Genomic DNA, 13538 nt, shown 5'->3' with positions numbered 1-13538 from the left:
GCAGCGGGGCGTCTGCACCGCCGCGAGCCCGTCGCGGCTCAGCTCGGCTGCACGGAGCCTACGCGAATCTTTGGCCCGTCACGCCGATGCAACGATGCAGCGGCGATTCATCACGCGGCGGCGGCGTGCGTCAGAGCCGGAGGTCGATCACGCCAGCACCCGCGCGAGCACGCTGCGGGCGCAGGCGTGGCCGCACATCCCGTGCACGCCGCCGCCCGGCGGCGTCGACGACGAGCAGAGGAAGATGTCGGGCGCGGGGGTGGTGTACGGATCGAGGCGCACGAGCGGGCGGAAGAACAGCTGCCGCAGATCGGCGAGGCCGCCGTTGATGTCGCCGCCGACGTAGTTGGGGTTGTAGCGGGCGATCTCGACGGCGGAGCGGCTGGCGCGGGCGACGACGAGGTCGCCGAAGCCGGGGGCGAAGCGCTCGATGTGGGCCTCGATGAGCCGGCTTACGTCGCGGTCCGAGCCGTGCGGCACGTGACAGTAGGCCCAGGCGGTGTGCATGCCCGGCGGCGCGCGGCTGGCGTCGAACAGGCTCTGCTGCGCGAGCAATACGAACGGCTCGGCGGCCACCTCGCCGCGATGGACGCGGACGACGGAGTCGGCGACGGCGGCGAGCGAGCCCGAGAGGTGGACGGTGCCGGCGCGGGCGCAGGCCGGATCGCGCCAGGGGATCGGCGCACGCAGGGCCCAGTCGAGCTTGAAGACGCCGGGGCCGTGGCGAAACCCGCCGAGCCGGCGCAGGTAGGCCGGAGGCAGACGGTCGGCGGCGATCGTCGCCAGGCGTCGCGGCGAGACGTCGAACAGGTAGGCGCGGGCCGGCGGCAGCTCGGAGATGTGGACGACTTCGTGATCGAGCTCGAGCGCGCCGCCGAGCTCGCGCAGGTGAGCCACGAGCGCGTCGACGATCGCCTGCGAGCCGCCGCGGGCGAGCGGCCAGCCGACCGCGTGCGCGGCGGCCGTCAGGACCAGCGCGAACGCGGCGGTGGCGAGGCGGTCGAGCGGGACCATCGCGTGGGCGGCGATGCCCGCCAGCAGGGCGCGCGGGGCCTCCCGGGCGAAGCGCCACGCGAGGCCCTCCATGGACCGCAGGCCGTACGCGCCGAAGCGGGCCAGCAGCAGCGGATCGGCGGGCCAGCGCAGCGGGCCGAGGATCATCGGCAGCAGCGCGTCGAAGCGCTCGACCAGCGGCCCCAGCAGGTCGTGATAGGCCTGAGCGTCGGCGCCGAACTGCGCCGCGGTGGCGGCGATCGATCGCTCGAGCCGCACCGCCTGGCCGTCGTCCAGCAGGTGGACCAGCGGCGTCGGCGGCTCGATCCACGCCAGCCCGTGGCGCGCCAGCGGCAGGGTGCGGAAGTACGGCGAGGCCGCGCCGAGCGGGTGGATCGCGGCGCAGGGATCGTGGACGAAGCCCGGCAGCGTCAGCTCGGCCGAGCGACAGCCGCCGCCCGGGGTCGCGCCCGCCTCGACGACCAGCGTCGAGCGACCGGCGCTGGCCAGGGTGATCGCCGCTGCCAGACCGTTGGGCCCGGCGCCGACGATCACGGCGTCGTACGCGTGAGGTGCCATTGCTGGAGGCGGCGGCGGGCGGCGTCGAGCTCGATGCGCAGCAGCTCGCGCGCGGACCAGACCAGGAACGCCGGCGTGCCGAGGCGCGGAGGTCGGTGGCCGTGGACCGCGGAGTCGTCGGCGACCGGCCGGAACAGGTTGCCCTCGACCGGTGGTTCGGGCGCGCCGAGGTGAAACCGCCCCAGCGCGCGGAACAGCAGCCGCTCCATGGTGCGCGGGAAGACGCGGTGGAGCACCAGCCCGAGCTCGGCGATCCGCGGCACGAAGCGCTGGCGCCGGGGGTGCTCGACGAGGTCGACGACCGCGCGCGCGACCTTCTCGGGCGACTGCATCGGCGGCATGGCGTTGACGTGGCGGCCGATGTCGTTGGCGGCGACCTGGAAGTGCGGCGTGTCGATCGCGTAGGGGAAGATCGTGCACACGTGGATGTCGGGGTACTCGGCCAGCTCGACGCGCAGCGCCTCGGACAGCCCGTGCAGGGCGAACTTGCTGATCACGTAGGACGGCACGAAGGCGTGACCGATCTTGCCGAGCACCGAGCCGATGTTGATGAGCGTGCCGCGGCGCTGGCGGCGAAACACCGGGATGACGGCGCGCGCGCCGTGCAGCGCGCCGTGGAGGTTGGTCTCGATGACCTGCCTGTGAGCCGCGAGCGCGCCGCCCTCGAGCGGGGCGAACAGGGTCACCCCGGCGTTGTTGATCCACGCGTCGATGCGGCCCCAGGTCAAAAGCGCCGCCTCGGCCAGGCGCAGCACCGCGTCCTCGTGGGTGACGTCGGTCGGCTGCGCCAGCGCCTCGCCGCCGCGCTGGCGGCAGCCCGCGGCGGTGCGCTCGAGCTCGTCCGCGCGGCGCGCCCCGACCGCGACCCGCCAGCCGCGCGCCGCCAGCTCGTACGCGGTGGCCCGTCCGAGCCCGCTCGACGCACCGGTGACGACCGCGACCTTCGATGCAACCGGGCGCCTCATCGCCCGCAGTATGGCGGCGAACCACCGCCGCGCCAGCGAGGTGAGGCATGGAGTGTCCCAAGGGACATGTTCATGGGGACAGATTTGCGAGGAGGCCGGCCGGACCCGCGGCGAGCTCGGGCGGACGATCCGCGAGGTCCTCGAGCGGCTCTCAAGCGCGGGGAGCGGGGTGGATGAGGCCGCGTTTCAGCAGGTCGCCGCCGAGGGCCCAAAAGTAGAGGTAGCCCCGATGATCGCCGAGGCGATCGATGACGCGATCGAGCGGAGCGTCGGCGCCGAGCAGCGCGCGCAGGCCCCGGGCGACGCCGACGTCGCCCGGCGGGAAGACGTCGAGGCGCCCGAGCCCCCGCAGGAGCACGAGGGCGGCGCTCCACGGCCCGATGCCGGGCAGCTCGACGAGCGCCTCGAGCGCGTCGGGCGTGCTCATGGCGGCGATCGCCGGTTCGGTCAATTCACCGGCGACGATGGCCCGGGCGATGCGCCGGAGGGCGTCGGCCTTGCGCGCGCCGAGGCCGACGCGTCGCAGCGCGTCCAGGCGTGCGCCGGCGATCGAGGCGGCGGTCGGGAAGGCGTAAAAGCGGCCGCCGTCGTGCTCGAGGGCGGCGCCGAACCGCTCGACCAGCCGCCCGACGATGGCGGCGCCGGCGTCGAGGCTGACCTGCTGGAACGGCACGACGTTGGCGAACACCTCGAACCAGTCGGCGAACCGCGGCGGCCGCATACCTCGCAGGGCGAGCGCGATGGTCCGGAGCCTGCGGTCGGCGGTGGTGAGCCGGTGCAGCGGCTCGGGGTCGATGTCGAGGCCCAGGATCTTGCGCAGGGTGGTCGCGAGCTCAGGGCGCGTGAGGACGGCAGGGTCGCCGTGACGCACCACGGGATGCAGGTCGGGAGCGTCGACGGTGCCGCGATCTTCGACCTCGATCAGCACGGCTTCGCCCGCGACGTCCAACACCCGCAGATAACGGTCCTGCTGCCAAAGATCGACGCGATTGGTCGCTCTGCGCTGGAGCACGCGCACGGTCGCCTCGAGGTGAAAGGGAGCGCGCGTGGCGAGCGGCGGCGCAGGGTAGGTGACCCGCGCGCCGTGGACCTCGGCGAACGAGGTCAGGCGGTGGGGCGTAGCGCGCGAGGCGGCCGTGATGTGCTCGACCCGCGCGCCGCGGACCGTGAGCGCGTCGGCCACGAGCGAGCGGTGGCAGCGCCAGGGCACGGCCTCGGCGCACATCAGCGCGACCGGACCGCGAACCGTCAGGTCCCGCAGCGCGGCCAGGCCAGCCGTGAATTCGTCGGTCTCCATGTAGTCGGCGTAGCCGCGGAAGCTCGGATTGCGCCACGCCGTATTGAGAGAATCCTTGTGGGCGCGGCGGAGGCCTCCGAGCTGCGGCAGCGGCACATATCGCAAGCCACGGCGGCGCAGGGCCTCGGGCAGGGTGTCAGCGTTGAATTGCGGGTTGTGCCGCGAGCGGGGGATCGTCCGGATGTCCGCCAACACGGCGATGTCAAAGGAGCGCAGCAGGGCGACCAATTCGTCGAGCGTGCGGGTCGAGTGGCCGATCGTGTAGATCGGGACGCCGCTCCAGTCGGCGGCGAGAATGGCAGGCGTCGGCTTCACCCGCCGCAATGACTCGGTCGTGAGCATGTCATCGTCGTCGACGCCGGCGGGGCCAGGCCTCGACCGGTCGACGGGTGAACTGGCTCGTTCGCTCATGACGCCCTTCGCACGTCGCCCGGGTCTATCGAAACCCATGGCACTCAATGCTGCGACAAAAGTAGCACGCGCATTCATGCGAGCCAGCCGGACGGCGGCGGCGGTCGTGCGCGTGGAGGGATCGCGCAGGCCCAAGCATCCGGGCACCGAGCGCGGCCACGGTGCTCACGGCGAAGCGCGGAGGACGCTCACTCCGTCGCGTCGGTCACGTCAAACCCCGGAGCCGCACGCGATGGAGGTCGGACGAGCGTAGCGATGCCAGCGATGTCACCGGCACCTTCAGCCGTGCTCATGCACGAATCTGCCGGTCGTCGACGCGGCGAGGGCACCGCACCCCGCCGGGCCGGTCCATCTCGGCGACGCACTGGTTGCAAGGGACGCAGCCGCTGATCGTCGCCTCGCCGGCCTGGTAACGCGCGACGAGCCCGGGATCATGGACGAGGGCGCGGGCCATCGCCATGAGCTCGAAGCCCTCGCGGCGGGCCGTGCGGAGGTGGTCGAGCGCGGTCAGGCCGCCGAGGAGCACGAGCGGCAGGTCGACCGCGCGGCGGACCTCGCGGGCGAGCGGGAGGAAATACATCGGCTCGAACGGATGGGCCCGGATCACCAGCGGTCCGAAAAGCGCCAGCGCGACTTTCTGGGGGAGGCTCCGCTCGGCGGCGATCATGGCGCGTAACGGTCGCTCGCCGCGGAACAGGTAGAAGGCGTCGCGGCTGACGAAGCCGCCCGACAGCACGAGCGCGTCGCAGCCGCGGGCCGCGAGCCAGCGCGCCAGCTCGATGCAATCCGTCAGCTCGAGCCCGCCAGGAAAGCCGTCGCGGAGGTTGACCTTGGCCAGCACCGGGAACCCGGGCGGCAGGGCAGCCCGCACCCGCTCGACGACCGCGAGCGGGAACCGGGCGCGAGCCGCCGAAGAGCCGCCGAACGCGTCGGTCCTGCGATTGGTCGCGGGGCTGAGGAACTGGCTGAGCAGGTAGCCGTGCCCGAGGTGGAGCTCGACGGCGTCAAAGCCGGCCTCGCGCGCGAGGCCGGCGGCGGTCACGAATTGGCGCGTGACCTCCTCGATGTCGTCCGGCGTCATCGCGTCGGCGAACGGGAGGCCACCGAGGGCGCCGAGCAGATTGAGGGCGCGCGACGGGCCGAACGGGCGGCGGCGGATCAGGTCGTGGTTGTTGCTGAAGAAGCCGCAGTGGCCGAGCTGCAGCGAGGCCGCGGCGCCTTCGCGGTGAACGGCGTCGGTGAGGCCGCGCAAGTCCGCGACGATCTCCTGGCGCATGTGCAGCTGGTCGCGGAACGTGCGGCCGTCGGGAGACACGGCGCAGTAGGCCACGGTCGTCATCGCCGCGCCGCCGGCCGCGATGTCGCGGTGATGACGAACGAGCGCGGGCGTCACGGCGCCGCCGGGGCTCATGCCCTCGAACGTCGCAGCCTTGATCACGCGGTTGCGCAGCGGGAGGCCGGCGAGGCGGTACGGATCGAACGGGCTGGTCATGACTCGTCACGGCGCAGCCACGGGCCGCGGCGGCGCAGCAGGTCGATGGCCCACTGCGGCGCGAGCATCGCGCGGGTGAGGCGGCCGGGGATGTGCTCGGCCTGGCCGGCGAACATCGCGGCGAGCCCGGCCTCGGCGACGGCGTCCGCGTCCATCATCACGCCGAGCCGACGCGCGCGCTCGACGGGCACGGCGGTCGCGCTGTACAGGGCGGTCGCCGTGGCCCCGGGCGCGAGACACGTGACGTTGACGCCGTGGACCGCGAGCTCGCAGCGGAGCGCGCGGGCGAAGCCGCGGAGGTACTTCTTGCTGCTGCCGTAGTAATTGATGCCGGGGAGGTCGCGCCACGCCGAGATGCTGGCGACGATGAGGATGTGGCCCCGCCCCCGTGCGCGCATGTCGCGGCCGAACAGCGTGCACAGCAGCGAGGGCGTGACGACGTGGAGCTGCAACATTGCGGCTGCGCGCCCGGGGTCGGCGTCGACGGTCTCGCCGAAGAAAAAGAAGCCGGCGTTGTTGACGAGGATGTCGACCGCCAGGCCTCGGCCCGCGACGGCGGCGTGGAGCTCGGCGGCGGCCTCCGGCCGGGCGAGGTCCTTGGCGACGGTATGCACGGCGACGCGGTGCCTCGCGCGGATCTCCGAGGCGACGGCCTCGAGCGCGTCCGGTCGCTCGCTGACGAGCACGAGCGAGTGGCCACGGGCAGCGAGACGCTCGGCGATGGCCTTGCCGATGCCGGAGCAGCCCCCGGTCACGAGGGCCACACGGTTCGCAGGGTGCGCGTCCAGCGGGCTCACGCGGGTCACTCTACAGGAACCTCGCTACGCGTCGGCAAAATTGTGCCTGCCGCCTTCGTCGATGGCCGGACCCCGCGCTCCGACGACCGACGACCGCGACCGCCGCAGTGGGACCTCGAAGGCTCGCGCTCGCAATGCGCCCGCGGTGGCCTACGGACAATGGGTGCTGTCATTTCATGGGCCGCTGGCGTGCGCAGGGGTTACGAGCCGACACTCCCGGCCACGAGCGCCTCGCCGCCGCGCTCGCGGCAGCCCGCGGCGATGCGCTCGAGCTCGTCCGCGGCGCGCCCCGACCGCGACCCGCCAGCCGCCAGCTCGCACGCGGTGGCCCTCCCGAGCCGCGCCGGTGACGACCGCGACCTTCGATGCAACCGGGCGGCTCGTCGCCCGCGGCACCGCGGTGCCAGCGAGGTCGACAGGGCCACCCGCGGCGGACCCCACCGTCGACCGCGCTTCGGCGGACTCGCTGTCAGGTCTGGTTCACTCGCCGGCCAACTCGCGCAGGCGGACCGCGTGGGCCTCGTACTCTTTGCGGACCTTGCCCGGCTTCTCGCGCTCGGCGGCGCGGTCCCACTCGTGGGCGGCCTCGCGGTAGTGACGCGCGCGCGTGTTGTCGTCGGCCGCTTCTTCGGCCTTCTGCTCGGCGACTTGCGCCTTGGCAACATAGGGATTTCGGCCGAAGCCCATGGTGTTCGCTCTCCGCCCGGGAGAGTAGCGCACCGGCTCGCGCATCACACGGCATTCTCTTGCATGCGCAAGCACCGCCGGCTGCGCGGCAAAAGTCGGGGTTGAGAAGAACTCGATGACCAGCCGCATGCGTGCCCGGCGAGAGCTCGAGCACGCCGGGGCGTCGCTCGTCCCACGGTGAGCAGGCCGCATCGCGCGAGCTGGAGTTTGTGGAGTTGGACACCAGCGAGGCGCTCGACGTCGTGTCGTTCGAGCTGCGCATGACGAGGATGTCCGGCTACCGACAATGGGTGCTGTCATTTCATGAGCCGCCCGCCGGGTGCCTGGGCCGCGAACCATCACCCCTGGCCGCGCCTCGATGCTCGCTCGGGCGCCGTGGCGATCGCTCGCCGCGAACCGGGCCCGCCCCGTGCGACCTCCGCAGGGGGAGCCTTCGTTCACATGAGGACCGCACCGCCGGGCGAAATGGGGCATGACGGACTCGCGCCCATGCGTCGATCGCGGGTGATCGGTCGATCCCTCAGGGGGACACTCGGGTGGACTTTTGCGATTCGTCGATGCGCCTGTTCTCCGCGCATGCGATCCTCGTTTGTCAGTTCGACCCATCCACGAATCCTCGTTCAGCGCCCTCTCCCCGGCGACGCGTGGGACAATGGGGTCACCGGGCCCATCCTGTCGCGCGTTGCTCCCAAACGACAGTACGAGCATTGTTGCGGACTGTGGCACCCATGGCGATTGGATATTGACATCGATCCGCCGCCTCCATAGTTTCCCGCCGCCATGTCATTGCTGGACCGAAAGAGCCATACGCGGATCTGCACCTGCATGCTCGGCGCGACGCTGCTCGCGTGCGCGTCCTCGCCGGGCAGCACCGAAGGCGGCAGCACCGGTGGCAGCAGCACCGGCGACGGCGAGACGGACACCGCCGCCACCGGCAGCAGCACGGGCGACGACAGCCTCTCGCCGACGACCACCAGCGGCGACGGCGGCACCGCCGGCCCGACCTCCTCCACCAGCGACGGCGTCACCGGCACCACCGGCACCACCGGCACCACGACCGGCGACCCGGACAGCACCAGCGACAGCGGCAGCACGACCTCGGACGGCGAAGAGGAGCCGCCGTCGACCACCTTCGACGAGCGCCTCTGCACCCTCTTCGTCGACCAGTTCACCGGCAAGGACGGCAACTCCGGCGCGGCCAAGGACCAGGCGCTCGCCACCATCAAGGCGGCCACCGGCATCGTCGCCGCGGGCGACACCGTGTGCGTGTACCCCGGCGACTACGGCGCCTTCAAGAACACCGCCCACGGGACCGCGGACGCGCGCATTCACTACGTCTCGGTCGAGCGCTGGCAGGCCAGGGTAACCGCGCCCACCATCCCGCTGCAGAACGTCGGCGACTACGTCGACATCGACGGCTTCGAGGTCACCACCACCGAGGAGAGCGTCGGCCTCGGCATCTCCAACGGCGACGGCAAGCTCGCCAACCACTGCCGGATCTTCAACAATCACGTCTATGGTTTCGTCGCCAAGACCCGCGGCGGCAGCGGCGGCGCGGGCATCCTCTCGGCCGGCTGGGTGGCCGACAAGCCGTATCAGGGCGAGGACGTCGAGATCTTCAACAACTTCGTGCACGACATCGGCAACCCCGGCGAAAACGCCGGGTTCGTCCAGGGCATCTACGTCTCGCACCCGCACGCGAAGGTCTACAACAACATCGTCTACAACGTCTCGGGCTGGGGCATCCACGGCTGGCACAACGCCAATTACGTGACCGTCTCCAACAACCTGACCTCGAACACCAACGGGATCGTGCTCGGCAACGGCGACTCGCCGTGCGGCCAGATCACCTGCGAGTTCACCGATTATTACGTGACGAACAACATCCTGTACGACGACCGCAACGGGATCCAGCTGTACGACGGGCCGAATCACCTGATCGCCAACAACAATTTCTACCTGACCGAGCCGAGCGGCGACAACGCCACCACGGACGATCCGCAGCTCGTCGGGTATGCGCTCGACCCCGGCGGAGATTTCCACCTCGGCCCGATGAGCCCGATGATCGACGCCGGCAGCCCCGAGCACGCCCCGGCCATCGATTTCGAGGGCAAGGCCCGCCCGAAGGGCGCGGCGCCGGACGTCGGCCCCTACGAGCGATGAGTCGCGGGGCGACCGCTTGCACCTCGGCCGCGACGACCTACCCTGGGGTCTCGTGGCCATCCACTACGTCGCTCTCGGGGACTCGGCAGGCGCGGGCTTCGGCGTGCCCGCCGGCGCAGGTTATGTCGACCGCATGTACGCGCGCCTGCAGCAGCGAGACCCCGCGGCGCGGCTGCTGAACCTCGCGCGCAACGGCGCCACCGCCGAGGCGTTGCGCGCCGAGCAGGTCAACGCCGCCGTGCTCGCGCGGCCGACCGTGCTCTCGCTGTTCATCGGCGGCAACGATCTCTGGCGCGGCGTGACCCCCTCGCACTACGGTCGCAACCTCGAGGCGATCGCCGATCGCCTCGACCGCGCCCGCTGCCCGGTGGTGATCGGCACGCTGCCCAACATGTCCCATGCGCCAGCCGCGGCGCTCGCCGAGCGCTTCCTCGGGATCGGCCGCGCGCAGATCGAGGAGCGGATCGTCGCCTACAACGAGCGTGTCCGCCGGCTGGCGATCGACCACAGCTACGCGCTCGTCGACCTGTTCGGCGCGCACCGCCTCGACGAGCACGCCGAGTACTTCGCGGCTGACGGCTTTCATCCGTCCGCGGCCGGCCACGCGGCGTGGTTCGAGACGATCTGGCCGACCTTCGCCGCGGTGCATTCGCAGCCGTGACCCGCAGGGCGGCGAAGCGGCGTCACGGTCCGGGGCTCGCCGTCGCTGTCGTTCGCAGCGCGAGCGCGAAGGCGTCGGCGAGCTCCCTGGCGCTGGGCCGGAGCGCGGCGTCTTCGCAGAGGCAGCGGTCGAGGGTGCGCGCGAGCGCGGAGGAGAGGCCCCGGCTCTGCAATCCGAGCGGGATGAACGTCAGGCGGCCCGGGCCGCGCGCCGCGAGGATCAGCGGCGGCTCGTCGAAGGGCGCGATCCCGGTCAGGACCTCGTGGGCCGCGACGCCGAAGCTGAAGACATCGGAGGACGGGAGCGCGAGCTTGGCGCCCCAGGCCAGCTCCGGGGCCATGTAGAGCGGCGTGCCGAGGATCGCTCCGACCTGCGTCAGCTCGCTGGGCGAGCGAGACTCGTCGACCGAGCCCGGCGAGCCGGTGGTCGAGTCGTCCGGCGTCCTGAGAAACGGTGTCGGGCTGAACGTCGGCGCGTGGGCCCTGTCACGCAGGTTCGACGAGAGCGCGCTGAACAGCGCGTCGGCCTGCTCGCCGGGCCCGGGGCTCAATGGCGGCTCGATGGTCTCGGAGGGGCCCGCGAGCAGGCGCGACACCCCGAAGTCGACCAGCTTGACGCGCCGCGGCGCGCCCTCGTCGCCCTCGATCAGCACGTTGCTCGGCTTGAGATCGCGGTGGATGACGCCGGCGTCGTGGACCGCGGCCAGGACATCCGCGATCTGGTGCAGGATGGGCAGCATGAACCCGGCGTCGCCGTAGTGGCGCCGGTGATCGGCCAGCGTCGCGCCGCGGACCAGCTCCATGATGATGTAGGCGGTGCGATCGGCCGTCACGTTGACGTCGACGATGGTGAGCAGGTTCGGGTGACGCAGGCGCGCCAGCAGCTGCGCCTCGCGGGCGAAGCGGACCAGCGCCCGGAAGTCGGGCTTGACGGCCAGGACCTTGGCGGCGAAGCGGCGGCCGTCCAGGAGCCGCTCGGCCTCGTAGACCGTGCCCATGGCGCCGCGGCCGCAGACGCCGACGATGCGATAGCGCCGGTCGAGGATGGTGCCCTCGACCAGGTGCGGCTGCTCCTCGGCCAGGCGCAGGCCAGGGCTCGACGCCGCGGCGTTCATGCTCAACTCGATCATCAGCAGCGAACGCTGCTCGATCTGGTGGCGCAGCTCGGCGTTGAGCTGCTCGACCTCGACGTTGCGCTCGATCAGCGCGTGGAACTGGCGGTGGACGTCCTGGCGCATCCGCTCGAGCGCGGCGGCCAGCTCGGCCTGACACGGCGCGGCCGCGATCGGCGTCTCGAGGTCGCCGGCGGCCAGGCGCCCCACGGCCTCCAGCAGGGTGTGCAGCTCGGCCAGCTGGCGCTCGGCCAGGGCCCGGTGCCGGCGCACCTCGTCGGTGGCGGCCTCGGCCTGCTCTCGCGCCTGCTTCAGCTCGCGCTCGTACTTGCGGCGGGTCGGCGCGCTGAGCAGGGCGATGCGCAGCAGCTCCGGCGCTCCGTGGCTGTCACACTTGACCCGCGCGTTCAGCAGCACCGGCAGCGGCTCGCCGTCGCGGCCGACGACGTCGAGGGCGATCTCGCTGACCGACCCACGCAGCCGCAGGAGCGGCGCGCAGTGGGTCTCGTAGAGCAGGGCGCCGGGTTTGGTGAGCAGCGTCGAGAAGCGCCGCTTGTCGGTCAGCTCGTCGGCGTGAAAGCCGGTCAGCGTCAGGAAGGTCCGGTTGGCGCGGACGATGACGCCGTCGGGGCGCGTCGAGACATACCCGCACGGAGCGTCCTCGTAGATCTGCTCGGGGTCGTCGTCGCGGACGTATGGCGCGGACATGGCTCAGGCCTCGACGTCGGTGGATTTCAAGAATTCGCGGATCGCCGCGACGGTCTCCTCCGGCGCGCTCAGGTTGGGACAATGGCCGGTCGCCTTCATGCGGACGAGATGGCTGTTCGCAAGCTGGTGATGCAAGTATTCACCCACCGCCTCCGGCGCGATCGCATCCTCGGCGCATTGCAGGATGAGCGACGGCACTCGCACCTTGTGAAGGTCGCCGCGGTTGTCCGAGAGAAAGGTGACCCGCGCGAAATGCCGGGCGATGTCGGGGTCGGTGCGGCAGAAGCTGCGGGTCAGCTCCTCGCCCAGCTCCGGTCGGTCCGGATTGCCCATGATCTGCGGCGCGAGCAGGCTCGACCAGGCCATGAAGTTGCTGTCGAGCAGCTCCAGCAGCTCCTCGATGTCACTCTGCGCGAAGGCGCCGACGTAGCCGTCGTCGTGGATGTAGCGGGGTGACGGCGCGACCAGGATCAGCCGCGAGAAGCGCTCGGGGGCGGCCACCGCGGCGAGCACACCGATCATGGCGCTGACGGAGTGACCCACGAACACGACATCGTGAAGGTCGAGCGCCCGGCAGATGTCGAGCACGTCCTCGGCGTAGCCGGCGAGCGTGCCGTACTTGTCGCGGTCGTACGCCCGCGGATCGGAGCCACCGGCTCCGACGTGATCGAAGAGCACGACGCGATGGTCGCGCTCGAAGGACGGCGCCACATAACGCCACATGCTCTGGTCGCAGCCGAACCCGTGCGCGAACAGCATCGGCCGGGTGCCGGAGCCCATCGTCTGCACGTGGTTTCGCGTCCGTGGGTCTGGCTTCATCGCGGTGTCCCTCCTGCTCGGCGAACTGATAGCGCCCCCGCGTCGAGGCGTCCACAGCCCGATCTCCCTGCATGCGGAGCGACGACCGACCGGTGCTGTCGACGCTCGCTCGCAGATCCTGGGCCCAGGCACATCCCAATTTCAACGGTGGCCGCACGGTCCCCGGGCGAGCCCGCGAGGATGGGCAATTCTTCATCGAGGTCCCCAGGCTGCGGGGGCCGACATGGACTTCGGAAGTGCCTCTGCGGGGCCCTGCTCGCACGCCGGCGGCGATGTGCCGCCCGCGCGCTCGTGGTTCAGGAGGGCGCGCGTTTCTGGCCTTCGCGCGTCTCTGCGCCGGATTCGGGCGGGTTTGCCGGGCGACCGGCGAGGTCGCGCTGATAGCCGGACAGGGCCCGCTCGTAGCCGTCGAACGCGCCGGGGCGCGCGGCCTCGAGGGCGCACTGGAGCATCGTCGCCAGCGCTCCGGCGCCGCGGCCCGCGGAGTCGAGGGCCAGCGCGAGGAAGGCGACGAACGGCGGATAACCCGGGTCTTCCGCGACCGCCCGGGCGAACACAGCGACGGAGTCGGCGTGGCGACCGACGTTTCGCAGCGTCGAGCCGAGGCCGACGGTGAACGGGCGCCGCTCTTCCTCCGGCACCCCGAGGTTCAGCGCCGCCTCGTAATGCACGATCGCGCGCTGCTCCTCGCCCGCGCGGTCGAGGCCGTAGGCCGCCTCGACGTGGGCCCGCGGATCGTCCGGCCGCTGGGCGACCAGGCTGCGCGCGGCCGCGAGGTGCTCCGCGTGCCGGGCTGCGTCGCGCAACGCGCGTAGTCTGGAGATATCGTCGTTCATGGCGCTCGAAGTCACGAGT

General features: G+C 71.8%; 11 protein-coding genes. 2 read left to right on the top strand and 9 right to left on the bottom strand.

The features are described 5' to 3' along the window. Positions 1-147: 147 nt before the first annotated feature. From POL25_RS02030 to POL25_RS02005, 6 genes are all read right to left on the bottom strand, one after another. Positions 148-1572, bottom strand: a complete 1425-nt coding sequence (locus POL25_RS02030; RefSeq protein ID WP_272084075.1) for a phytoene desaturase family protein — start codon at positions 1570-1572, stop codon at positions 148-150. Beyond that, positions 1545-2537, bottom strand: a complete 993-nt coding sequence (locus tag POL25_RS02025; RefSeq protein ID WP_272084074.1) for an SDR family NAD(P)-dependent oxidoreductase — start codon at positions 2535-2537, stop codon at positions 1545-1547. The genes POL25_RS02030 and POL25_RS02025 overlap by 28 nt, the downstream gene beginning before the upstream one ends. A gap of 151 nt (positions 2538-2688) precedes the next feature. Next, positions 2689-4176 (bottom strand): DUF488 family protein, encoded by a 1488-nt coding sequence (locus POL25_RS02020; protein ID WP_272084073.1) that lies wholly within the window; start codon positions 4174-4176, stop codon positions 2689-2691. Positions 4177-4534: 358 nt separating this feature from the next. Next, positions 4535-5737, bottom strand: a complete 1203-nt coding sequence (locus POL25_RS02015; protein ID WP_272084072.1) for an NADH:flavin oxidoreductase — start codon at positions 5735-5737, stop codon at positions 4535-4537. Next, the gene (locus POL25_RS02010) at positions 5734-6534 is read right to left on the bottom strand and encodes an SDR family NAD(P)-dependent oxidoreductase (protein WP_272084071.1); all 801 of its coding nucleotides are present in this window, start codon (positions 6532-6534) and stop codon (positions 5734-5736) included. The genes POL25_RS02015 and POL25_RS02010 overlap by 4 nt, the downstream gene beginning before the upstream one ends. A gap of 480 nt (positions 6535-7014) precedes the next feature. Continuing rightward, a complete protein-coding gene (locus POL25_RS02005; RefSeq protein ID WP_272084070.1) occupies positions 7015-7350 on the bottom strand; it encodes a hypothetical protein in 336 nt (111 codons plus the stop codon). A 651-nt stretch (positions 7351-8001) separates the two neighbouring features. Between POL25_RS02005 and POL25_RS02000 the strand changes: the two genes are divergently transcribed. After that, the gene (locus POL25_RS02000; RefSeq protein ID WP_272084069.1) at positions 8002-9384 is read left to right on the top strand and encodes a right-handed parallel beta-helix repeat-containing protein; all 1383 of its coding nucleotides are present in this window, start codon (positions 8002-8004) and stop codon (positions 9382-9384) included. A gap of 52 nt (positions 9385-9436) precedes the next feature. Next, a complete protein-coding gene (locus POL25_RS01995; RefSeq protein ID WP_272084068.1) occupies positions 9437-10045 on the top strand; it encodes an SGNH/GDSL hydrolase family protein in 609 nt (202 codons plus the stop codon). A gap of 22 nt (positions 10046-10067) precedes the next feature. On the opposite strand, the gene POL25_RS01990 is transcribed toward POL25_RS01995, so the two are convergent. From POL25_RS01990 to POL25_RS01980, 3 genes are all read right to left on the bottom strand, one after another. Beyond that, the gene (locus POL25_RS01990; RefSeq protein WP_272084067.1) at positions 10068-11864 is read right to left on the bottom strand and encodes a protein kinase domain-containing protein; all 1797 of its coding nucleotides are present in this window, start codon (positions 11862-11864) and stop codon (positions 10068-10070) included. A 3-nt stretch (positions 11865-11867) separates the two neighbouring features. After that, on the bottom strand, positions 11868-12683 hold the full coding sequence (locus tag POL25_RS01985) for an alpha/beta fold hydrolase (RefSeq protein WP_272084066.1): 816 nt from the start codon (positions 12681-12683) through the stop codon (positions 11868-11870). Positions 12684-12979: 296 nt separating this feature from the next. Next, positions 12980-13519, bottom strand: a complete 540-nt coding sequence (locus tag POL25_RS01980) for a tetratricopeptide repeat protein (RefSeq protein ID WP_272084065.1) — start codon at positions 13517-13519, stop codon at positions 12980-12982. Positions 13520-13538 lie beyond the last annotated feature (19 nt).

This window comes from Nannocystis bainbridge (assembly GCF_028368995.1).
Lineage (GTDB): Bacteria > Myxococcota_A > Polyangia > Nannocystales > Nannocystaceae > Nannocystis > Nannocystis bainbridge.
This window is presented reverse-complemented; position numbering and strand designations above follow the sequence as displayed.